The sequence below is a fragment of the Paenarthrobacter sp. NPDC090517 genome, assembly GCF_044769165.1.
In the GTDB taxonomy this organism is placed as follows: Bacteria; Actinomycetota; Actinomycetes; order Actinomycetales; family Micrococcaceae; genus Arthrobacter.
Genome location: NZ_JBIVXN010000008.1, coordinates 1 through 21218 on the forward strand (window position 1 = coordinate 1; position 21218 = coordinate 21218).

The window sequence follows — 21218 nt, forward strand, 5'->3', positions numbered from 1 at the left end:
CGGGAGGGTGTGGGAGAGTAGGACACCGCCGGACAACCATTAGGTAGAGACCCCCCAACCCACCACGGGTCGGGGGGTCTCCCACATTTAACAACCAAACCCACACCGCACTGACGGCGGGAACGGAACAAACTAGGGAGTGGGGCTGCCACCGTTGACGTTCAGCGTTTCCCCGATCACATAGCTGGACTCCGGTGAAGCAAGGAACACATACGCCGGAGCGAGTTCCGCGGGTTGTCCGGCGCGACCCAGCGGTGTGGATTGCCCGAACTCCGGTAGCGCTTCTTTGGGCTGGCCGCTGCTGACTTGCAGGGGTGTCCAAATGGGCCCGGGTGCCACGGCGTTGACCCGGATGCCCTTGGGCGCGAGCTGCTGCGCGAGTCCCTTGGTGAAGTTGTTGATGCTGGCCTTGGTGGTGGCATAGTCCACGAGCGTGGGCGAGGGGTTGTACGCCTGGATGGACGTGGTGTTGATGATGGTGGAGCCGGCTGGGAGGTGCGGAAGGGCAGCCTTGGTCAGCCAGAACATGGCGTACACATTGGTCTTCTGCGTGTGGTCGAATTGTTCGTCGGTGATCTCGGCCAGGTCTTCCTGAGCCACCTGCTTGCCTGCGTTGTTCACCAGAATATCCACTCCGCCGAGGACGGCCACGGCGGTATCCACCACTTCCTGGCATGTGGCGGAGTCCTTGAGGTCTCCGGGCACTTTTACGGCCTTGCGGCCAGCTGCCTCGATGATGCCGGCAATTCGTGCTGCGTCTTCTTCCTCTTCGGGCAGGTATGAAAGCACAACGTCTGCACCTTCCCGGGCAAAGGCGATGGCCGTGGCCGCACCGATTCCCGAGTCTGCTCCTGTGACGATCGCCTTGCGGCCTTCCAGTCGTCCCGTCCCCCGGTAGCTCTCTTCACCCAGGTCCGCTTTGGGCGTCAGCTCGGCATCGAGGCCCGGCTCGGGCTGGTGTTGCTTGGGCGGTGAAATCTGTTCGTAGGCGGTGACCGGGTTTCGGAACGTGTACTGATCAGTCATGATGGTCCTCCTGTTGCCGAGGTCTGAAACACGAAAGGATGCTGCGGGAAATGGAACCGAACACAGCATCCGCCCCTCAAAAGGTAAGGGGACTTATGATTTATAGCCTAAAGGGGTCACCAACGATCTGCAAAGACGCCTTATTGGGGCGCCGACGCAGCTTCGGACGGTTTTGCTGTCGGGGACCTAGCCCGAGAAGAATTCGGACAGTTCCGAGATGAGCTTGTCCGGGGCTTTGTTCGGCCCGTCATGCCCGAATCCGGGGAGGATGGTGTAACTGGAGCCGGACAGGACGTCGTGGATCTGCCCGCACGCGACACCGAAGTATGCGGGACTCTTTTCGCCCACCACGATCAGTGTCTCCAGAGGCAGCTCAAGAAAAGGTTCCGCAGGCATGTCCGCGGCGATCACTGCCTTGATTTCGCGGACGCCGCAGGTCATGAGTTCACGCATCTGCTTACCCAGTGGCGTCCCGGCGGCCAGCTTGTTGGCCAAGGTCAGCATGGACAGGGGCATTCGCGCAAAGGCGCCGCCCGTCTCCACTCCCTTGATGAGGACGGCGAGGGCGCGATCGTAGTCTCCCGCCGCCGTCGCGCGTTCATAGTCAGGTGTCCAGTCAGCTTTGACGCTGTGGTTAACCGAGACAGCGGGATCGTAAACCGCGAGGCGCTCGACCGGCAGCGTCCGGGCCGCATGCAGCGCCACCGCACCACCGAAGCTGTGCCCGAACACATCTGTGCTGGACGTGTGCTTCATGACGGCTTCAAGGTCCCGGATGTCGGCTTCGAGAGTGTAATCCTCGGACTGCGGAGACGAATCGCCACGTCCACGCCGGTTGAAAGTGTGCACGGGGCGACCAAGGGCCTCGCTGAGTTTCTGGGCGAAACGCATGTAGTCGGTGGCAGTCACCATGGAGGCAGGAACGACGACGACGCCGGAGCCTGCCGCTGCCAGCTCACCGCCCGTGGTGAGTACTTCGAGGTGTCCGCCGTCGTGGGTCATGATGATGTCGCGCGTCATGACTCGAGCCTAACCGAGCCACCTGAATGCGGGCAGCATGCCGGCCCTTATGTGGACAAGTCAGCGCTTGAAGTAGGCCGTAATGTCGGAAACGAGTTCGTTGACCGCCGCAGGGACGGAGCCGTGGAAGCCCTTCGGGGATACCTCCAACGTGCTGCCGGGGACGGCCCTGTTCAGGCGGGCAGCGGTGACCTTGTAGAACTGGGGACTCTTCTTGCCCACCATGAAGTGGGTGTTGGGAGGCAGGACAGAGAAGTCCCGCGGCGTATCGGCGGCGTCGAAGGCTGCCTTGAGTTCACCGACACCTGACGGCATGAGCTCCCTGAAGAGCCTGTTGACCTTAGTCCCCGACACCACGGCCATGAGCCCGGCCAATACCGGCTCCGGAACCCGGGCGAGGGCGGTTCCGGGATGCATGCCACGTTTCATGCGGGCCATCGCCCGTCCAATATCCCCCTTGTTGACGGACTCCGTGAATCCGTCCAGCCAGCCCGTGTCCATGCTGCCGTCAATGTTCAATGCCGCGTCATAAACTGCAAGCTTGTCCGGTTGGTGGTGCGTGCCTGCGAAAGCCTGGGCCGCGTTGAGGGCGACTGCCCCACCTAGGCTGTGGCCCATGATGTTGCGCGCACCTGTGGCGTCCATGATGGTGCGGACGTCGGCGATTTCCGTGGCCATGGAGTAGTTGTGGGGTTGCTCGCTGGATTTTCCCCGGCCGCGGCGATCGTACACGTCCACGGCCCAGCCTTCGCCCAGGCCCTTGGACAAGGCGAGGGAGAAAGGACGGTAGATCAAAGCGGTGAGGAATGCGCCCCCAATAAGCACCACCCGGCGTTCTCCTGGCGCGTCTTCCGTGCCGTAGCTGTACAAGGCGAGCTTGCCGCCGTCGTGCGTTCCTATGTCCCGTTCCTTCACCGGAACATCCTAGGTGGCACTGGCGGGTTCTTCCCCAGGGCGGTTCCCGGAAAGGAACCGCGCGATGCGGGACGCGAGACGCTTCCCGGGCCGGAGCGGACCTTCATGGAACTGCAGTGGGACAATCGCGAAGTCGATCGAGGGCACGGCGCCGGCCAGAATCCGACCGGTCTCCGCGAAGTACGACGGACTCCAGCCACCGCTGAGCATGAGCGTGGGGGTGGAGAGCTTCATGAAGTCGTGAAGGTGGGCGTCGGCATCGAGGACGGCCCGCATTTCCGTGACGGCAGTGGGTAGGAGGGAGCGCATCTCCAGTCCCAGCCGGGTCCGGGCGGACAGAACGCTGAGCGTGCGCAGGGCGCCCATGGGCAGGTAGGAAATCGGGCCCGCGGTTCCCAGCCCCTGGACCAGGTGGGCCCAGGCGTGATCGAGCTGGCCGGCAGTTACGGCTTCCTCCAGCTCGGGCCGCCACCGGCCGCTGAGGTTGCCGGAGAGGGACACCGCGGCGTCGTAGGTAACCAAGCGGTTGATTCGGTCGTGGCGGGCGGCCTGCAACGCCACGAAACCGCCATAGCTGTGCGCCACAACGTCCGTGGAACCGCTCTTTTCCATGACCGCTTGAAGGTCCGCTATCTCTGTTTCGACCGAATAGCCGGGAGGCTGCGGTGCGGATTGCCCGCGACCACGGCGGTTGTAGCTGTGAACAGGGCGACCCAACAAAACGCTCAACGTCCGGGCGAAAGGCCAATACAAGGAGTCGGTCACCAAGGTGCCGTGAACAAGCACGACGCCGGCTGGTTCAGCGGGTGCCTTCGAACCCGGGAACGCAGCACCCGACGCTGGCCGGAAGGTATGCACCTCAAGCTGCCCGCCGCCGTCGTTCGTTTCAACCGTCCACGTTTCCACAGCCCGAGTCTATGCGTTTCCCTGATCTTGATGCCCGGAAGTAAAGGCCCGCAATCACCGGTAAACTTAAGGACTGTGACTTCCGCAAACACCCCCGCCCTGAACACCTCCGCAGAGCCCATCGACGCCAGCGAGCAAATGCGCATCCGTATGGAGAAGCGCGCAAAGCTGATCGAGCGGGGCACCGAGGCCTATCCCGTGGGTGTTGAACGGACCCATTCCCTCAGCGAAATCCGCGAAAAGTACGCACACCTGGAAGCCGATGAGACTACCGGCGATACTGTGGGCGTCACCGGCCGGGTCGTGTTCGTCCGCAACACAGGCAAGCTGTGCTTTGCAACCCTCCAGGAGGGCGGCGTGGATGGCAAGGGCGTTCGCCTTCAGGCGATGCTGAGCCTGGCGAATGTCGGCGAGGAAGCGCTGGCCGACTGGAAGGCCCTGGTTGACCTTGGCGACCATGTTTTCATCAAGGGCGAGGTCATCTCATCCCGCCGCGGCGAGCTGTCCGTCATGGCCGACTCTTGGTCCATGGCGTCCAAGGCGCTGCGTCCGCTGCCGGTCCTGCACGCGGAACTGAATGAGGAAACCCGCGTTCGGCAGCGCTACGTGGACCTCATGGTCCGCGACGAAGCCCGCGAAATGGTCTACAAGCGGGCCGCCATCACCCGCTCGGTCCGCGACACCCTTGACCGCCACGGCTACGTGGAGGTGGAAACCCCCATCCTGCAGCTGGTCCACGGCGGTGCTACGGCCCGTCCTTTCGAGACGCACATGAACGCGTTCGACCAGAAGATGACCTTGCGCATCGCCACTGAGCTCTTCCTCAAGCGCGCCGTTGTTGGTGGCATTGACCGCGTGTACGACATGGGCCGCGTGTTCCGCAACGAAGGCGTGGACTCCACGCACAGCCCCGAATTCACCACGCTTGAATGCTATGAGGCGTGGGCGGACCAGTTCGTCATGGCCGAGCGCATGAAGGAAATCATCCTGAATGTGGCAGACGTCGTAGGTACCCGCACCATCCAGACGGACGCCGGCGAAATAAACCTCGACGGCGAATGGGCTTGGATTTCGGTATACCCCGGTATTTCCGAAGCGGTGGGAATTGAAATTACCCCTGACACCACCGTTGATGAGTTGCTGGCAATTGCTGCCAACCACGAGGTCAAGGTGGACCCCAAGTGGGACGCCGAAAAGATCGTCGTTGAACTGTTCGGCGAAATCGTGGAACCCACTCTGCTGAATCCCACCTTTGTCTACGACTACCCGCCGTCTGCGCAGCCGTTGGCACGCCCGCACCGCGAAGACGGTCGGCTCATTGAGGCCTGGGACCTGATCATCGGGGGCATGGAGCGCGGTACGGCGTTCTCTGAGCTCATTGACCCCGTAATCCAGCGTGAGCGCCTTACAGAGCAGTCCCGCCGCTCTGCTGCCGGCGATGAGGAAGCCATGCAGCTGGACGAGGACTTCCTCCGCGCCCTTGAGTACGGCGCCCCGCCAATGGGTGGCATCGGGCTGGGCATTGACCGTCTGGTGATGCTGTTCACCGGTGCCGGTATCCGCGAAACCATCCTATTCCCGTTGCTGAAGCCTGAAGGTCACTGATCATGGAGTACATCGCAGTCCTGGCCCCGTCCATTGTGGTGGGATTGATCTTCTGGTTTGCCATGAAGTCGATCTTCAATGCGGACAAATCGGAACGGCAAGCTGAAGCGAAGGCGCAGGCCGAAGCGAATTTGAAAAATTCAGGACCTGCATCCGAGGGCCCCGCAGCTAAATAGCCTTCCAATTGGGTTCGCTTACTGAAGAGAATCCAATAACGCTTTGACGTGGGTGCTTGCCGTGAACGATAATCATCAAAGGAATCCGGGGAATTTCTGATTATCCAACCCTCCAAATGAGAGGCAACTCATGGCACAGAAAGTAAAAATCATCCTCGTCGATGACCTGGATGAAGGGGCAGCGGACGAAACTGTCCGCTTTGGCCTCGATGGCGTGAGCTACGAGATGGACCTGTCCACTGCCAACGCAGCCTCGCTGCGCAAGGCGCTGGAACCCTATGTTGCCAAGGCAAGGAAGACTTCTTCCGGCCGTGCAACCCGGGGACGTGCAACAGCCGCACGTAACCAGGATTCCGCGCAAATCCGCCAATGGGCCCGTGACAACGGTTACACGGTCAACAGCCGCGGACGTATTCAGGCTGAAATTCAGGAAGCGTACCAAAAGGCAAATTCCTGATTCACCGCTTCAATGCCCCGGCAGCCACTGCCGGGGCATTGGTGTTTAACCGGCAGGTTTGTGATCGCTCTGCACTGGGGCTTGGAATATTCTGTGAACCGCCTGAGCGGGGAAGGTTCGATTTCAGGCACTAATGACCACCAGGAAAGCCGTGGGCCAGCATGCCGCAAAATGTTCACGGACGGCCGACGTTCAGTGCACTCAGGCAAGGCGGGAGGGTGCCACTGCCGGATGGGAGAGGTCAAGGGCTGGAACCGGATTTATTCCACAACGACGTCATGTTTCCCCTGTGGCGAACACGCTCCAAAAGTGTTGCTCTGACACGTAGCATCAAAGTACGTCGTAGCTAGGAGTGTGGCGAAATGTTTGAGAGATTTACGGACCGTGCCCGTCGCGTGGTCGTCCTTGCCCAAGAAGAGGCACGGATGCTTAACCACAATTACATCGGTACCGAGCACATCCTCTTGGGTTTGATCCACGAGGGTGAAGGCGTTGCTGCCAAGGCGCTCGAGTCCCTGAGCATTTCGCTCGATGGCGTTCGCGAACAGGTGCAGGAGATCATTGGCCAGGGCCAGCAAGCCCCGTCCGGTCACATCCCCTTCACCCCGCGCGCCAAGAAGGTGCTTGAGCTTTCCCTTCGAGAAGCACTGCAGCTCGGCCACAACTACATCGGTACCGAGCACATCCTGCTCGGCCTCATTCGCGAAGGCGAAGGCGTAGCCGCCCAGGTACTGGTCAAGCTTGGTGCGGACCTTAACCGGGTCCGCCAGCAGGTCATCCAGCTGCTCTCCGGCTACCAGGGCAAGGAGACCGCAGGCAGCGGCTCGGGCCAAGGCCAGCCGGAAGGTACCCCTGCCGGTTCGGTGGTGCTTGACCAGTTCGGACGCAACCTGACCCAGGCTGCGCGCGAAAACAAGCTCGATCCTGTGATCGGACGCGAGCAGGAGATGGAACGCGTCATGCAGGTCCTCTCCCGCCGTACCAAGAACAACCCGGTCCTGATCGGTGAGCCCGGCGTCGGTAAGACTGCCGTCGTCGAGGGTCTCGCCCAGGCGATCGTCCGCGGCGACGTCCCGGAGACCATCAAGGACAAGCAGCTGTACACGCTTGACCTCGGTTCCCTGGTTGCTGGTTCCCGCTACCGCGGTGACTTCGAAGAGCGCCTGAAGAAGGTCCTCAAGGAGATCCGCACCCGCGGCGACATCATCCTCTTCATTGACGAGATCCACACGCTCGTTGGTGCAGGTGCTGCCGAAGGCGCAATCGATGCTGCGTCCATCCTGAAGCCGATGCTGGCCCGTGGTGAACTCCAGACCATTGGTGCCACAACGCTGGACGAGTACCGCAAGCACATTGAGAAGGACGCTGCTCTTGAGCGCCGCTTCCAGCCGATCCAGGTCAAGGAACCTTCTGTCGCTCACGCGATCGAGATCCTCAAGGGCCTGCGTGACCGTTACGAGGCGCACCACCGCGTGACAATCACCGACGGCGCACTCGCCTCAGCTGCGCAGCTGGCCGAACGCTACATCTCGGACCGCTTCCTGCCGGACAAGGCGATCGACCTCATCGATGAAGCCGGTGCGCGCCTGCGCATCCGCCGCATGACCGCTCCGCCGGAGCTCAAGGCCATGGACGAGCGCATCGCGGACGTGAAGATGGAGAAAGAATCCGCCATCGACGCCCAGGACTTTGAGGGTGCTGCCTCGCTGCGCGACAAGGAGCAGAAGCTCATTGCCGAACGCGCAGAGAAGGAACGCACCTGGAAGTCCGGCGGCATGGACGACATCTCCGAGGTTGACGAGGACCTGATCGCTGAAGTTCTCGCGAACTCCACCGGCATTCCGGTCTTCAAGCTCACCGAGGAAGAGTCCTCGCGCCTGCTCAAGATGGAAGACGAACTGCACAAGCGCGTCGTCGGTCAGAACGAGGCCATCAAGGCCCTGTCCCAGGCCATCCGCCGCACCCGTGCAGGCCTGAAGGACCCCAAGCGCCCCGGTGGCTCGTTCATCTTCGCCGGCCCCACCGGCGTCGGCAAGACCGAACTCGCCAAGGCACTTGCAGAGTTCCTGTTCGGTGAAGAGGACGCCCTCATCACGCTGGACATGTCCGAGTACTCCGAGAAGCACACGGTTTCGCGTCTCTTCGGTGCACCTCCGGGCTACGTCGGCTACGAAGAAGGCGGCCAGCTGACTGAGAAGGTCCGCCGGCGTCCGTTCTCCGTGGTCCTGTTCGATGAAGTGGAGAAGGCCCACGCGGACCTCTTCAACTCGCTGCTGCAGATTCTGGAAGACGGCCGACTGACCGACTCCCAGGGCCGCGTGGTGGACTTCAAGAACACCGTGATCATCATGACCACCAACCTTGGTACCCGCGATATCTCCAAGAGCGTGGCAACGGGCTTCCAGTCCGGCACGGACACCCAGACCGGCTACAACCGGATGCGTGCCCGGGTCACGGAAGAGCTCAAGCAGCACTTCCGTCCCGAGTTCCTCAACCGTGTTGACGACGTCGTGGTGTTCCCGCAGCTGACGCAGGACGAGATCATCGAGATCGTGGACCTGTTCGTGACCCGCCTGGAGCGTCGCCTCAAGGACAAGGACATGGGCATCGAGCTCACCCCCGCTGCCAAGGTTCTCCTGGCCACGCGTGGTTACGATCCCGCCATGGGTGCCCGGCCGTTGCGCCGCACCATCCAGCGCGAGATCGAGGACCAGCTGTCCGAGAAGATCCTGTTCGGCGAGCTTCACTCCGGTGACATCGTTGTGGTGGACGTGGACGGCGAAGGTGACGACGCCAAGTTCACGTTCGAAGGCAACGCCAAGCCGCGTATCCCGGAGATCGCTCCCACCGCGTAGGTTGCTACAGCACTAAGCCCCGCCCGCTCCAAGATAAGGAACGGGCGGGGCTTTTGCGTTGGCAGTGGGCCCGGTTCCCGTACAGATGGAGCCGTTAAAGTGGCTTCAGAAGGGCATCATCTGTGCAAAGCGGCAACTAGGGAAGTAGTGATGGCATGCGTGTACTCATGGTGGCTCCGGGGACGCGGGGAGACGTCGCGCCCATGGCTGGGCTGGGGAGCAGCCTGCAGAGCTTGGGCTACGAGGTGGCGATTGCGGCCAACCCCGCCTATGCAGCCCTCGTTGTTGAGTCGGGGTGCGAGTTCAGGCCGCTGCCTGGGGATCTGGAGGGACTGATCAGGCATCCAGCGCCAGGGGCCAAGGCATCCTCCGGAAGCATGCTCACCTTCTGGCGGAAGCTCACAGAGTACATGGACAACGCTGCCACCGGCACCCTGGCAGCGGCCGAGGCCGGCGCCGATGTGATCCTGGCCAATTCGGTGGCACCTTATGCTTACGACGTCGCGGAAGCTATGGGTATTCCGGTAATCGGCGCGCACTTGCAGCCCACGGAGCCCAGCGAAGCCTACCCGCCTGTGATCATGAATTCAGCCCGAAGCCTCGGCGCATGGGGAAACAAGATCATTGGTGAGCGCGCTGCCGCGGGTCCAGCGCCCTACGATGCCCCCAGTGCGCGCGTTCGCAAGGAGCTGGGACTGGGGAAACTTAGCCGCGCGGCCGGTGAACGACGCCGTCGCAAAGCCCGCGCCACTATTCTTCACGGCATCAGCCCGTCGGTCCTGCCAAGGCCTGCTGATTGGCATGCAGGACTGGTCATGGCCGGCTATTGGTGGCCGGTGATGAAGCCGGACTGGCAGCCGTCAACGGACCTCCTTGACTTTCTTGCCGACGGTAACCCACCCGTTTTTATTGGCTTTGGAAGCAGCGCCCATGTTGATCCAGCGTTCATTCTTGAGGCCACCCGCCGGGCTGGAGTGCGGGCTGTTGTGCAGGGCGTCGAGGGTGCGCTGGGTGACGATGCCATCGGCGTCGGCAGCGTTCCTCACGAGTGGCTCTTCCCGCGTATGGCGGCAGTGGTCCACCATGCCGGAGCGGGAACGACGGCGGCCGGGTTCCGGGCGGGAGTGCCGGCCGTAGGTGTCCCGGTGTACACGGATCAGCCGCTCTGGGCATCCCGGATCGCGTCACTCGGGGCGGGCCCTCAGCCGATTCCCTATAAGAAGCTGACTCCCGCGCGCCTGGGTGACGCCATTACGGAAGCTGTCAGCACGCCGTCGTACGCGCAGCGAGCAGCGGAAGTGGCGGCCGCGATCGCGAGGGAGGACGGAACCGCGCCGGTGGTCGAAGCCCTGCGAAACCTCCCATCCAAGTAGCAGTTGAGGTCGTTTGGCAGGCTCAGAACGGCCTCAACTGCGACCTACTTGGGTGAATATGTGAAAGCACTGTTTCACTGTGAGTGAACCACCCTGTGATCGGCGGCACAATCCGTGTTGAATCGGAATATGGACTCTGCTGACACCCGGGGCGGGCAGCCCGAAACCCCGTTTCACGACATCGACCATTACCTTGCCATCCCGCGGGTTGGCGGCCTCACCCTCAGCCCGGATGGCAAACGCCTTGTCACCACTGTCACTACGCTGAATGCCAAGGGAACTGAGTTCGCCACCGCTCTCTGGGAACTCGACCCCAGCGGCCGGAACCACGCCCGCCGCATTACCCGCAGCTCCAAGGGCGAAGCAGGTGCGGTCTTTGCTGCCAACGGCGACCTCTACTTCACCTCGGCGCGTCCTGATCCGGAGAGCCCTGACGCCGACCCCGTCAATGCACTGTGGCTGCTGCCCGCCGACGGGGGAGAGGCCCGCGTGGTGCACTCACGTGCAGGCGGCATCGCTTCAGTGATGGCCGCCAAGGATGCGGACGCCACCTTCGTGAACGCCGAGGTCCTGGCCGGATCCGCCGACGAAGAGAACGACGAGGAGCGCCGCAAGGCACGCAAGGACAATAAGGTCTCGGCCATCCTGCACAGCGGCTACCCGGTCCGCTACTGGGATGCCGACCTGGGCCCCGCCGAACCGCGGATCTTCGCCGTGGAGCAGGGTGCGGAAGAAGATCCAGGCAAGCCCTCCACAGTGGATACATCAGCGCCGCTCCGACTCCGGAACCTGACGCCCGGCGTCGGGGGTTCCTTGCGCGAAGCGAAAACGGTGGTGAGTCCGGACGGCAAGACCATATACACCAGCATGACCAAGGCGCTGGCGAAGGCGGACAGTCGTGAGGTGCTCGCCGCCGTCGACGTCGCCACGGGGGCCGTCAAGGTGCTGCTTGACCACGAAGGCATGAGTTACTTCCCCGGGCCGGTCAGCCCTGACAATAGGACCCTTGTGGTCCAGAGCGAGAGCGACACGACGCCCACGCAGGCTCCCCACGTGAAGCTGCACCTTTTGAACGTCAGCGGCGGCGAGACCACGGACCTTGAGCCGTTCGCGCACCAGTGGGATCGCTGGGCCACGCCCCTTGCATGGCTCCCGGACGGCACTGCGGTGCTGGTAACAGCGGACGACGACGGCGCGGGGCCCGTTTTCCGGATCGACGTCGCTGACGGCACGGTCAACCGGGTGACGCAGGATGCTGCAGCCTATTCCGACGTCGTGGTTTCCCCGGATGGGACCACGGCGTATGCGCTTCGAAGCTCTTACGAGTTCCCGGCCGAAGCCGTGCGGATCGAACTCGCCACCGGTGAGGTTTTCCGATTGCAGGCACCGGCGGAGCGTCCCGTTTACAAGGGTCACCTGGAACGCGTGGAAACGACGGCGGAGGATGGCTCGCGCGTACCGGCGTACTTGGCGCTCCCGGAAGGTGCCTCTGCGGACAATCCGGCACCTCTGTTGCTGTGGATCCACGGAGGGCCGCTGAACTCGTGGAATGCCTGGACGTGGCGCTGGAACCCCTGGTTGCTTGTGGCCAAGGGCTACGCAGTGCTCCTGCCGGACCCTGCCCTGTCAACCGGATATGGACAGGAGTTCATCCAGCGCGGATGGGGCGAATGGGGGAAGAAGCCCTTTACTGACCTGATGGCCATCACCGACGCAGTGGTTGCCCGGCCGGACATCGACGAATCACGGACCGCGGCCATGGGCGGATCCTTCGGCGGCTACATGGCGAACTGGGTTGCCGGGCAAACGGACCGTTTCAAGGCAATCGTCACGCACGCCAGCCTGTGGGCCCTGGACCAATTCGGACCCACCACCGACGCGGCGCAGTACTGGCTCAAGGAAATGACCGTGGAAATGGCGATGGAAAACTCGCCGCACCTGAACGTAGGCAACATCAAGACACCCATGCTCGTCATCCACGGAGACAAGGACTACCGCGCGCCCATCGGCGAAGGGCTTCGCCTCTGGTACGAACTCCTATCCTCATCGCAACTCCCCGCCGACGACAACGGCCAGAGCCCGCACCGCTTCCTGTACTTCCCGGATGAGAATCACTGGGTCCTGCAGCCGCAGCACGCGAAGGTTTGGTACGGCGTGGTGGAGCACTTCCTGGCGAAGCAGGTGCTGGGCGAGGAGGTTGAGTTGCCTGAGGAGCTGGGGGTCTAACGGGGTGGCTGGAGGATCTGATCAGCGCTCTGACATCCGGCGGATCTGGGCGGCATAACCGTCGAGGACCTCGAAGACTCCGGGATGCTGCCACACGCGATTGCGGCCGCGGCCGGACGTTTCGACGAGCACGCCGCGGTCAGTGAGAGCGTCGAGCGCGCGCTGCGCTGCCATCTCGCCGAGGCCGAGCTTGCTCATAAGGTACTTCGAGTTCACTGCGGGCTGCCCGATCAGTGCGGGCAGCACCTTCCACGCCGCGGCGTCTGACCGGAGGCCCGTCATTTTCGCACGGGATTCCTCAAGCTGTTCCACAAGGTTGTCCACGAGCCGCGACCCTGTAGTCGCGGCGATCCGGCTTGCCTGGGCGAACTCGCGGACGATTGGCCCGGCGTCGCCGGCACGGAAGGAGCCCAGTGCCTCGAAGTAGCGCTCTGTGTGGACGAGGAGGCCAGCGGAGATCGGCACCGCGGTTGAGCCGACCAGACCTTTGTTGCGGAGGATCGACTGTGCCAGTGCTCGGCCGGTCCTGCCATTGCCGTCAGGGAACGGATGGATCGTTTCGAACTGTGCGTGGCTGACCGCGACCTGAACGATCACGGGTAGGTCTTGACGGTTGACGAATCCAATCAGGTCCTTGATGGCACCGCGGATCCGGTCATGGTGTGGGGCTACAAAGGCGGCCAATCGCGGGCCAGCTTCTCCGCGGCCGATCCACACAGGTTCCCCGCGAAAGCGGCCGGCGTCGAGTGGATCGAAACCGCGCTGATGAATCATCAGCGCCTCGTGCATGGAAAGGATGGTCGCTTCAGTGATGTCGTCGGCCAGTTGGAGGGCCGCCTCCATCGCATGGACGTTGCCGACGACAGTCAGAGCGTTCGCTTTATCGCCCTCGTTGATTTCAGCGAGGGCGAGCTGCTTCGCCGACGTCGTCAACTGCTCGATCTGCGAGCTGGAGGCCGACTCCGTGCGCAGTAGGATTGCCGTCATTGGTCCGAGTGCGGGGTTGTTGGTGCCAAGTGTCTGCTGCGCATGCTTGTCGAAATCGACGAGCTGCCGTGTTGCATCCTCAACGTCGGCAAAGATTTCACCGGAGATGCTGGGAGTCCAGCCGGCAATAGACGCGGTCACGGCCGCTTCATAGGGGCCCGTCTGACGCGCCACCTCTGCGCGTGAGAACATCTCAGGCGCTTGCGGCTTCCAGTGGAGGGTCTCGAATGAAACCGGAGTGATCGGGATGCGTGCCTCCGCAGGTGTTGGCATTCCGTCATCTTACCAACACCTAGGTGAATAAGTGTTGGTAAGTGAGAGGTTGCACGCCATAAAACGTGCGCCCGGCCGCCCGTGACTAGGATGGGGGAGTGAATTCGACCTTCAGCCTTCGTCCTGCCCGCACCAGCGATGTTGCGGCCATCAAGAGGCTTGTGGCGCCCCTGGCCGAGGAGCGGATTCTCATGGCCAAGGAGACGGTGGCGTACTACGAGAGCCTCCAGGAATTCCGGATCGCCGAGTCTGATGATGGCGAAGTCATCGGCTGTGGGGCCCTCCATGTGATGTGGGAGGACCTTGCCGAGATCCGCACGCTTGCCGCGGCTGACTCCTGGCGCGGGCGGGGTGTGGGTCACGTGCTGGTGGAGAATCTGCTGGAGGAAGCCCGGGCCCTTGGCGTGAGCCGCGTGTTTTGCCTGACTTTTGAGGTGGACTTCTTCAAGCGCCACGGATTCGAGGTCATGGCGGACCAGTCGGCCGTGGATCCGCAGGTGTATTCGGAGCTGCTGCGCTCGCATGACGAAGGCGTTGCCGAGTTCCTGGATCTTGCCCGCGTGAAGCCCAATACCTTGGGCAACACCCGCATGATCAAGCAGCTTTAGCGCCCTCGGTCAGCGCTCACACTTTCCAATCCCGCGCCTAAATCGGCGTGTCGATCGACCCTGCCCGATTATGAGTGATTTATTAACTCTTCTCTTATATCCAGTTGATGGATAAACTGATCAAGGCTTGCTGGGGAAGCTTCCACCACATCGGTCAATTGAGAGAAGATCATGCAGTCCCACGCCTCCTTTTCAGATGTTTCAGAACTCCAACTCAGCGTGCGCGGTCCCGTGTTCACGCCTGCCGATCCGGGCTTCGCTCCCGAAGTAGCGGCCTTCAACCTCTCTACACAACACCAACCTGATCTGGCCTTCGGCGCCCTCGATGCAGAGGACGTTTCCACGGCTATTCGCTGGGCGGCAGAGCGGGGAATGCCCGTCTCCGTCCAATCCACCGGACACGGTGCCACCAACGCCATTGAAGGCGGTTTGCTCATCAGCACCCGCCGGATGCTGGAACTCAGCATTGATCCCGTTGAGAAGACGGCCCGCGTCGGTGCGGGTGTCCGCTGGAGGGCCGTGGTGGATCTCGCCGCGACGTTCGGCTTGATGGGTCTCTGCGGTTCCACTACCGACGTCGGAGTGGTGGGTTACACCTTGGGCGGCGGCCTGCCCATCCTGGGGCGCAAATACGGATTCGCTTCAGACCACGTGATTGCTTTCGAACTCGTCACCGCCGACGGCACGCAGCGCCGGGTGACCAAAGACGAGAATTCGGAGCTGTTCTACCTCCTCCGGGGCGGCAAGGGGAACCTGGGCATTGTCACTGCCATGGAATTCCATCTCTTCCCGGGTTCGGAGCTCTTTGCCGGCGGGCTGTATTACGACGGCGAGCATGCCCCTGCGGTTCTTCAACAGTTCAGCGAATGGGTGACCTCGCTCCCCAAGGAGGCGTCGGCGTCGTTGGCTTTCCTGAGGCTGCCGGACATGGACATCGTTCCCGAGCCCTTGCGCGGCAGGTTCGTAGTTCATCTGCGCTACGCCTATCAGGGTGACGCCGCCGTGGCCTCGCAACTGCTGGAGCCAATGCGCCAGAGTGCGCCCTTCATGATGGACGGGACCGGTCCGCTGGACGCCACACAGTTCGACATGATCCACCAGGACCCGGACCAACCCGTGCCCGTACGCGAGCGGGGCTTCCTGTTGGACCGTTTGGACGACGGAGCCAGGGAAGCAATCCTGCGCCACTTCGGGCCCGGCGTCGAAAGTCCCGTATTGATGGCTGAATTGCGGCTGCTCGGCGGCGCGTTGGCCAAGAGCGCTGAAGGCGAGGACACCGTTGGCGCCCGAGACGCCGCATTCAGCTTCTTCATGGCAGGCATGGCTGTCCCGCCGCTGGCGGAGCTGCTTCCTGTAGTGTTCGACGCCGTTCGTGAGGACCTGCGCGAGGCCTCCAATGGCGGGACTTTCGTGAACCTGCACGGCCACTTCGTTGATGCTGAGGATCGGGAGAGGGCCTGGGGCCCGACGGTCCGCGAACGGCTCAGGAAGGCCAAAGCGGAGCTTGATCCGAAGAACATGTTCAGTTTCGGGCACGTTGTGGGCCTTCCGGTCATTGATCAGACCGTGTTGCTTGAAGACGTTGCAACTGCCGGCGGCGACGCCGTCCTGAACAGCTGAAGGGGGATGTGGACGATGGACCATAGGGTCACGTTCCCCGATTTCTCTGCTTTTCAGATCGACATTCCGCATGGGTCATGGCCGCACGAAGCGTCATGGCAGGACGCGGGGCACTCGAACCCGGACCTTTACTCGGCGTTCTGGCCGGAGTACCAGGCCCGGAATGAGGCCGAGGCGGTGACAATACAAGCCGCCGAGGATTAGCGGATTCAACGGATCAGCGGAAGGGACAGTCATTGGGGGCTGTCCCTTCCGCTCTTTAAGTATTGGGCGCCGCTCTTTAGGTCCAGGCGCAGCTATTTATGCACAGGCGGGCCGCTAGGCCTACCGTGGCCCCAGCGGCCGGTAGTAGGGTCAGAGCACCAGCCACAGCACGCCCAGGAGCATCACATGAAAAAGCTCATTAATGATCCACGCGCCGTGGTGGACGAGTCCGTTGAAGGTTTCGGCATGGCCCATGCCGACATCGTGGACGTCCATCCCGAGCCTAAGTACGTCATCCGGAAAGGTGCTCCTGTAGCGGGCAAAGTCGCCCTGATTTCCGGCGGAGGCAGCGGCCACGAACCCCTCCACGCGGGCTTCGTGGGCCTCGGGATGCTGGACGCAGCAGTCCCCGGCGCAGTCTTTACCTCGCCCACACCCGACCAGATCATTCCGGCGACCGTGGCAGTGGACTCAGGTGCCGGCGTCGTCCATATCGTGAAAAACTACACCGGCGATGTCCTGAACTTCGAAACCGCAGCGGAGATGGCGCAAGCCGAAGGCGTGCACGTACGTTCGGTGCTGGTGAACGACGACGTCGCGGTGGAGGACTCGCTGTACACTGCTGGCCGGCGCGGAGTTGGCGGAACTGTCCTTGTGGAAAAAATCGCAGGGGCATCCGCCCAGCGTGGCGACGACCTTGACGCGGTCACGGCCATCGCCGAGCGTGTGGTGGCCAACGTGCGGACCATGGGTGTGGCCCTGTCCGGCTGCACTGTTCCGCATGCCGGGACGCCCAGCTTTGAGCTCGCGGAAGATGAGATCGAGATTGGCATCGGCATTCACGGTGAGCCTGGTCGGCACAAGATCGCAATGGAAAGCGCTGACGCCATCACGGACCGCCTCTTGGAGCCTGTCCTTGAAGATCTTGCCCTGGCAGCCGGGGACCAGGTGCTGCTGTTCGTAAACGGCATGGGCGGCACACCCCAAAGCGAGCTGTATATCGTGTACCGGCGGGCGGCCCAGGTCCTCGCCGAGCGTGGTGTAACCGTGGAGCGCTCCCTGGTGGGGAACTATGTGACGTCCCTGGAGATGCAGGGTTGTTCAGTGTCCGTGCTGCGCCTCGATGAGGAGATGACCAGGCTCTGGGATGCCCCCGTCCACACGGCTGCCCTGCGGTGGGGAGCCTGAGCATGGGGTTGGACGTTGATTGGGCTGTTGATTGGCTGAAGCTCTCCGCAAAAGCCATGGCCGAGCACCGGGTGGAACTGATTGAGTTGGACCGTGCCATCGGCGACTCGGACCACGGTGAGAACATGGACCGAGGCTTCCAAGCAGTGCTGCAGAAGCTCGATGAGACCCCGCCTGAAACTCCGGGAGCAGCATTGAAGGCTGCGGCGATGGCGCTCATGTCCAAGGTGGGCGGGGCTGCGGGACCACTTTACGGCACGGCATATCTACGGGCGGCTACCTCTTTGGGGGACAGCAGCGATATTGATGCAGAGGCGCTGGCTACTGCCCTTGCAGCCGCCCGGGATGGAGTGGTGGCCAGGGGTAAGGCCGAGCTCGGCGATAAGACGATGATCGATGCTTGGACGCCTGCGGTTGAGGCAGCCCAAAAAGCTGCGGAGGGCGGCTCGGACCCCGTTGGTGTGTTGGAAGCGGCAGCAGAAGCCGCCGAGACCGGTGCCATGGCCACGGATCCATTGGTGGCACGCAAAGGCCGGGCCAGCTACCTGGGGGAGCGCAGTGCAGGGCATCGCGACCCTGGCGCCGCTTCAACGGCCCTCCTCCTACGTGCGGCGGCAGCTGCAGCTGCAGGCTCCACCGGTGACACGGGAACCGATGCCGTATGACAGTGGGGATAGTGGTTGTATCGCACAGCAGCAAGATCGCTGAAGGAGCGGTGGAACTTGCCGCGCAGATGGCTCCCGACGTCGAACTGGTCGCCGCAGGGGGAACTGAGGACGAGCGAATCGGAACCAGCCTGGAGAAGGTGCTTGCCGCCGTCGAACAGTCATTGGTTGATTCCGGGGGCGATGGCGTGGTGGTGCTGACCGATCTTGGTTCGGCCGTAATGACGGCCGAGTCTGCGATGGAGTTCGCCAGCGATCCTGGCGCTGTGCTCCTTGCTGATGCGCCGCTGGTTGAGGGGCTCGTGGCCGCAGCCGTCGCCGCTCAAGGAGGTGCCGGCGTCGAGGATGTCTGCAAGGCCGCAGAGGCTGTGGCTTTTGGTAACGTGCCCGCGGGAGTGGGGGGTCCGGAGATCCCCGACGACAAGGATGAACCGGACGCAAGCGGTGACTTCGAACTCATCAACCCCCTCGGAATGCATGCCCGCCCTGCGGCCAAGATCGCCGGGGGCCTATCCGGGCTGGACGCGGAGGTGACCGTGAACGGCGTAGACGGCATGTCCATCATGGCGCTTATGGCGCTCGCCGCGGGTAAGGGTTCCACCCTGCGGGTCGAAGCCCGCGGAAAGGATTCGTTGAAGGCGGTTGAGTACGTGGGGCGGCTTGTGGAGGAAGGGTTCGGGGAGCTCTAGCCCGGGAGATTTTCTCCCAAATATTGCTAAGTACACTGATTAGTGATGTTGTAGAGGTACAGGTTCACTACAAGGAAGAGGTGCGACACATGGGTGCTGACGACAAGATGGAGAACGCTGGCGAGAAGCTCGGTGGCAAGGCTAAGGAAGCCGCCGGAAAGCTGACGGACAACGAGCGCCTGGAAGCCGAAGGCAAGGGCGACCAGACGAAGGCCGACCTTAAGGGTGCCGGCGAGAAGCTGAAGGACGCTTTCAAGAAGGACTAAGAATCCAGGCAGGGCCGCTGCAAATGCAGCGGCCCTGCCTTGTCTTTGAGGCGATTGATGTGTGAGACGTCGCTGGGCGGCGTGCTATCTGATGGAGGAACTTCGTGAACATACTGGTGAAACTTTTCGGCCTTGCAGTCAGCCTCGGGGCTGGCACGCTCGCAAACAAGACGCTGGAAGGCCTCTGGGAGAAGAGGACCGGTAAGCCCGCCCCCAAGGACGGGACGGATCTCAACGACTCCCTGCCCGGCGTCCTTGTCTTCGCGGTTGTTTCCGCAGGTGTTGGCGCCATTGTTCACGTTCTCACCCAGCGGGGCACCAAGAGCGCCCTGGCCCGCATGAAGAAGACGGCAGACGAGGTTTAACAATGGCTATAGCTAAATTCCCGAGTGTTGTCATCGATTGTCCCGACGCAGCTGCATTAGCCGCTTTCTACGGCGAGCTTTTCGGCTGGGAAATCGAGGACAAAGGTGACTGGTTCGATATCCGTCCCAGCGACGGCAGCAACTGCATCTCCTTCCAGCAAGTGGAGGTGTACCAACCTCCAAAATGGCCCGGCCAGACCATCCCCCAGCAGATGCACCTGGACATGATCGTGGAGGACTTGGACAAGGGTGAGGAAGTTGCGCTCTCCCTGGGGGCGACCAAGGCCGACCATCAGCCAGGCGACACGTTCAGGGTGTTTCTTGATCCTGCCGGGCACCCGTTCTGCCTCTGCCTGAGCTAAGGCATCAGGGGACTAGCCCTGCTGTGCCGCCCACTCATCCACGCGGCGGTTGCTCTCTTCTTCCGAGAGGTCCTCAACGCGGGTCATGATGGACCAGCGAACACCGAAGGGATCGCGGATGCTTGCGTAGCGGTCCCCTGAGACGAACGTGGACAAAGGCTCGCGGATAGTGGCCCCGGCTTGCTCTGCTTTCCTGACGAGTCCGTCTGCGTCCGGGCAGTAGAGGCCAAGGGAATAGCAGTCGTCCTCTCCGCTTGGCGCCGGGACCAAATGGAACTCCGGGTTGGGCTCGCCCAGTTGGAGGTGGCCGTTACCGAAGTCGAGTTCGGCATGGACCACTAGCCCTCCCATTTCGGTTTTGCCTACCACCCGGGCTCCAAACACGTCACGGTAGAACGCGATGGCTTCCTTGGCGTTGGGCACAGCAAGGAACGGCGTCAGGCTGGTCAGACCGATCGGGATGCCATGGGTGGTGTATTCGCCGTGGGCTGCCGTGGTGGACTCTGTGCTTGTAGTATCTGTCATGGTTATGACGCTACGGGCTTTCTGTCCGGCTGCGCTTGGAGATTTGCGACAGCTTTGATCCGCTCGGAAAGGGTCCAATGGAGGGTTCGTTCAAGGGCATCCTGTATCCGGCGAGACTGCCCACCTTTCACCGCTTTCCGGCCCCGGCTTCCGTCGCTGACCTGGTGCAGTGGTTCTGGATTCCGGAGTGGAACATCGAGCCCGGCCGATCATCCCGGCAGCATGTGATCGCCTACCCCACCTCCAATCTGGTGGTGCAGGGCAACGCCGTCGAGTTCTCCGGGCCCACTACCCGGGCGGCGTACCGCGACCTGACCGGCCAGGGTTGGGCTGTTGGCGCTCTCCTCCGCCCTGCAGCGGTGCCGCTGTTCACGGACAACCCCGGAGCTCTCCGCGATCAGGAAGTGGCATTGGCGCTGGCGGACCTCCACGGAGCCGTGTCGGCAGCCATGGCCGCGTCTGCAGGTGGCAATCACGACGGCGGCGCTCGCCGGGAGGGGGCAGTGGAAGCCTTTGTTGCGTGGCTGGTTTCCCTTGACTGTGAAGCATCCGAGGAGGCCTTGCTCGCGAACCGGATGATGGATGTGATTGCTTCCGAGCCCGACGTGCTCCTGATCGAGGACGTGGCATCCCGTCTTGCCGTGTCGCCGAGAACCCTGCAGAGAATTGCCGGAAAGTACGTGGGGCTGAGTCCCTCCGCGCTGATCCGGCGTCGAAGATTGCAGGATGCGGCTGAGCGTACACGCTCCGACCCAACAGCGGACCTTGCCGCGATCGCCGTCGAACTTGGTTATGCAGACCATGCGCACCTGACGAACGACTTCCGGAAGTACCTTGGCTTCACGCCAAGTGGCTACCGGAAGTCGTTCGGTACAACACCCGGGTGACTCACACGTTGGGGGCGCGA

Annotated in this window: 22 protein-coding genes; 16 read left to right on the top strand and 6 right to left on the bottom strand. The window is 62.5% G+C overall.

Annotated features, from left to right (window positions below; translation table 11 throughout):
- Positions 1-132: 132 nt before the first annotated feature.
- The 4 genes from ACIQTW_RS19390 to ACIQTW_RS19405 all read right to left on the bottom strand — a co-directional run bounded on the left by ACIQTW_RS19390 (position 133) and on the right by ACIQTW_RS19405 (position 3867).
- Positions 133-1026 (bottom strand): glucose 1-dehydrogenase, encoded by an 894-nt coding sequence (locus tag ACIQTW_RS19390; RefSeq protein ID WP_402940398.1) that lies wholly within the window; start codon positions 1024-1026, stop codon positions 133-135.
- A gap of 186 nt (positions 1027-1212) precedes the next feature.
- Positions 1213-2046 (bottom strand): alpha/beta fold hydrolase, encoded by an 834-nt coding sequence (locus ACIQTW_RS19395; protein ID WP_017196995.1) that lies wholly within the window; start codon positions 2044-2046, stop codon positions 1213-1215.
- 60 nt (positions 2047-2106) lie between these two features.
- Positions 2107-2961, bottom strand: a complete 855-nt coding sequence (locus ACIQTW_RS19400; protein ID WP_402940402.1) for an alpha/beta fold hydrolase — start codon at positions 2959-2961, stop codon at positions 2107-2109.
- A 9-nt stretch (positions 2962-2970) separates the two neighbouring features.
- Complete coding sequence (locus ACIQTW_RS19405) at positions 2971-3867, bottom strand: alpha/beta fold hydrolase (protein WP_402940405.1); 897 nt, start codon at positions 3865-3867, stop codon at positions 2971-2973.
- Positions 3868-3942: 75 nt separating this feature from the next.
- Here ACIQTW_RS19405 and lysS point away from each other — a divergent pair, with 75 nt between their 5' ends.
- From lysS to ACIQTW_RS19435, 6 genes are all read left to right on the top strand, one after another.
- The gene (lysS, locus tag ACIQTW_RS19410; protein ID WP_402940407.1) at positions 3943-5472 is read left to right on the top strand and encodes a lysine--tRNA ligase; all 1530 of its coding nucleotides are present in this window, start codon (positions 3943-3945) and stop codon (positions 5470-5472) included.
- Positions 5473-5474: 2 nt separating this feature from the next.
- Positions 5475-5648, top strand: coding sequence for a hypothetical protein (locus tag ACIQTW_RS19415; protein ID WP_011772935.1), 174 nt, complete (start codon positions 5475-5477; stop codon positions 5646-5648).
- Between the two features lie 130 nt (positions 5649-5778).
- Complete coding sequence (locus ACIQTW_RS19420) at positions 5779-6105, top strand: Lsr2 family protein (protein WP_014920382.1); 327 nt, start codon at positions 5779-5781, stop codon at positions 6103-6105.
- 362 nt (positions 6106-6467) lie between these two features.
- Positions 6468-8960 carry an ATP-dependent Clp protease ATP-binding subunit gene (locus ACIQTW_RS19425; protein WP_017196999.1) on the top strand — a complete coding sequence of 831 codons (2493 nt, stop codon included), beginning with the start codon at positions 6468-6470 and terminating at the stop codon, positions 8958-8960.
- A 155-nt stretch (positions 8961-9115) separates the two neighbouring features.
- A complete protein-coding gene (locus ACIQTW_RS19430; RefSeq protein WP_402940413.1) occupies positions 9116-10333 on the top strand; it encodes a glycosyltransferase in 1218 nt (405 codons plus the stop codon).
- Positions 10334-10462: 129 nt separating this feature from the next.
- On the top strand, positions 10463-12559 hold the full coding sequence (locus ACIQTW_RS19435) for an alpha/beta fold hydrolase (protein ID WP_402940416.1): 2097 nt from the start codon (positions 10463-10465) through the stop codon (positions 12557-12559).
- A 21-nt stretch (positions 12560-12580) separates the two neighbouring features.
- Here ACIQTW_RS19435 and ACIQTW_RS19440 read toward each other — a convergent pair whose 3' ends face one another.
- Positions 12581-13819, bottom strand: a complete 1239-nt coding sequence (locus ACIQTW_RS19440) for a Fic family protein (protein WP_402940419.1) — start codon at positions 13817-13819, stop codon at positions 12581-12583.
- 98 nt (positions 13820-13917) lie between these two features.
- Between ACIQTW_RS19440 and ACIQTW_RS19445 the strand changes: the two genes are divergently transcribed.
- From ACIQTW_RS19445 to ACIQTW_RS19485, 9 genes are all read left to right on the top strand, one after another.
- The gene (locus ACIQTW_RS19445) at positions 13918-14427 is read left to right on the top strand and encodes an amino-acid N-acetyltransferase (protein ID WP_207595750.1); all 510 of its coding nucleotides are present in this window, start codon (positions 13918-13920) and stop codon (positions 14425-14427) included.
- 171 nt (positions 14428-14598) lie between these two features.
- The gene (locus tag ACIQTW_RS19450) at positions 14599-16047 is read left to right on the top strand and encodes an FAD-binding oxidoreductase (RefSeq protein ID WP_402940422.1); all 1449 of its coding nucleotides are present in this window, start codon (positions 14599-14601) and stop codon (positions 16045-16047) included.
- A gap of 15 nt (positions 16048-16062) precedes the next feature.
- Positions 16063-16251: a hypothetical protein gene (locus ACIQTW_RS19455; RefSeq protein WP_402940425.1), complete on the top strand. Its 189-nt coding sequence runs from the start codon at positions 16063-16065 to the stop codon at positions 16249-16251.
- Positions 16252-16437: 186 nt separating this feature from the next.
- Positions 16438-17439, top strand: coding sequence for a dihydroxyacetone kinase subunit DhaK (gene dhaK / locus ACIQTW_RS19460; RefSeq protein ID WP_402940428.1), 1002 nt, complete (start codon positions 16438-16440; stop codon positions 17437-17439).
- A 2-nt stretch (positions 17440-17441) separates the two neighbouring features.
- On the top strand, positions 17442-18104 hold the full coding sequence (gene dhaL, locus ACIQTW_RS19465) for a dihydroxyacetone kinase subunit DhaL (protein WP_402940431.1): 663 nt from the start codon (positions 17442-17444) through the stop codon (positions 18102-18104).
- Positions 18101-18793, top strand: coding sequence for a dihydroxyacetone kinase phosphoryl donor subunit DhaM (gene dhaM, locus ACIQTW_RS19470; RefSeq protein WP_402940433.1), 693 nt, complete (start codon positions 18101-18103; stop codon positions 18791-18793). The genes dhaL and dhaM overlap by 4 nt, the downstream gene beginning before the upstream one ends.
- An 89-nt stretch (positions 18794-18882) precedes the next feature.
- Entirely contained in the window at positions 18883-19059 is a 177-nt protein-coding gene (locus tag ACIQTW_RS19475; RefSeq protein WP_035760998.1) for a CsbD family protein, read from the top strand.
- 104 nt (positions 19060-19163) lie between these two features.
- Positions 19164-19424 (top strand): DUF4235 domain-containing protein, encoded by a 261-nt coding sequence (locus ACIQTW_RS19480; protein WP_402940437.1) that lies wholly within the window; start codon positions 19164-19166, stop codon positions 19422-19424.
- Positions 19425-19426: 2 nt separating this feature from the next.
- Positions 19427-19786 (top strand): VOC family protein, encoded by a 360-nt coding sequence (locus ACIQTW_RS19485; RefSeq protein ID WP_402940440.1) that lies wholly within the window; start codon positions 19427-19429, stop codon positions 19784-19786.
- A gap of 12 nt (positions 19787-19798) precedes the next feature.
- On the opposite strand, the gene ACIQTW_RS19490 is transcribed toward ACIQTW_RS19485, so the two are convergent.
- The gene (locus tag ACIQTW_RS19490; RefSeq protein WP_402940443.1) at positions 19799-20311 is read right to left on the bottom strand and encodes a VOC family protein; all 513 of its coding nucleotides are present in this window, start codon (positions 20309-20311) and stop codon (positions 19799-19801) included.
- A gap of 77 nt (positions 20312-20388) precedes the next feature.
- Between ACIQTW_RS19490 and ACIQTW_RS19495 the strand changes: the two genes are divergently transcribed.
- On the top strand, positions 20389-21198 hold the full coding sequence (locus ACIQTW_RS19495; RefSeq protein WP_402940446.1) for a helix-turn-helix domain-containing protein: 810 nt from the start codon (positions 20389-20391) through the stop codon (positions 21196-21198).
- Positions 21199-21218: the final 20 nt, after the last annotated feature.

Excerpts from the sequence above, each read along its gene's own strand:
- ACIQTW_RS19390 (WP_402940398.1), bottom strand. The coding sequence starts at position 1,026 with ATGACTGATCAGTACACGTTCCGAAACCCGGTCACCGCCTACGAACAG.
- ACIQTW_RS19395 (WP_017196995.1), bottom strand. The coding sequence starts at position 2,046 with ATGACGCGCGACATCATCATGACCCACGACGGCGGACACCTCGAAGTA.
- ACIQTW_RS19415 (WP_011772935.1), top strand. The coding sequence starts at position 5,475 with ATGGAGTACATCGCAGTCCTGGCCCCGTCCATTGTGGTGGGATTGATC.
- ACIQTW_RS19420 (WP_014920382.1), top strand. The coding sequence starts at position 5,779 with ATGGCACAGAAAGTAAAAATCATCCTCGTCGATGACCTGGATGAAGGG.
- ACIQTW_RS19425 (WP_017196999.1), top strand. The coding sequence starts at position 6,468 with ATGTTTGAGAGATTTACGGACCGTGCCCGTCGCGTGGTCGTCCTTGCC.
- ACIQTW_RS19430 (WP_402940413.1), top strand. The coding sequence starts at position 9,116 with ATGCGTGTACTCATGGTGGCTCCGGGGACGCGGGGAGACGTCGCGCCC.
- ACIQTW_RS19435 (WP_402940416.1), top strand. The coding sequence starts at position 10,463 with ATGGACTCTGCTGACACCCGGGGCGGGCAGCCCGAAACCCCGTTTCAC.
- ACIQTW_RS19440 (WP_402940419.1), bottom strand. The coding sequence starts at position 13,819 with ATGCCAACACCTGCGGAGGCACGCATCCCGATCACTCCGGTTTCATTC.
- ACIQTW_RS19450 (WP_402940422.1), top strand. The coding sequence starts at position 14,599 with ATGCAGTCCCACGCCTCCTTTTCAGATGTTTCAGAACTCCAACTCAGC.
- ACIQTW_RS19455 (WP_402940425.1), top strand. The coding sequence starts at position 16,063 with ATGGACCATAGGGTCACGTTCCCCGATTTCTCTGCTTTTCAGATCGAC.
- dhaK (WP_402940428.1), top strand. The coding sequence starts at position 16,438 with ATGAAAAAGCTCATTAATGATCCACGCGCCGTGGTGGACGAGTCCGTT.
- dhaL (WP_402940431.1), top strand. The coding sequence starts at position 17,442 with ATGGGGTTGGACGTTGATTGGGCTGTTGATTGGCTGAAGCTCTCCGCA.
- dhaM (WP_402940433.1), top strand. The coding sequence starts at position 18,101 with ATGACAGTGGGGATAGTGGTTGTATCGCACAGCAGCAAGATCGCTGAA.
- ACIQTW_RS19475 (WP_035760998.1), top strand. The coding sequence starts at position 18,883 with ATGGGTGCTGACGACAAGATGGAGAACGCTGGCGAGAAGCTCGGTGGC.
- ACIQTW_RS19485 (WP_402940440.1), top strand. The coding sequence starts at position 19,427 with ATGGCTATAGCTAAATTCCCGAGTGTTGTCATCGATTGTCCCGACGCA.
- ACIQTW_RS19490 (WP_402940443.1), bottom strand. The coding sequence starts at position 20,311 with ATGACAGATACTACAAGCACAGAGTCCACCACGGCAGCCCACGGCGAA.
- ACIQTW_RS19495 (WP_402940446.1), top strand. The coding sequence starts at position 20,389 with ATGGAGGGTTCGTTCAAGGGCATCCTGTATCCGGCGAGACTGCCCACC.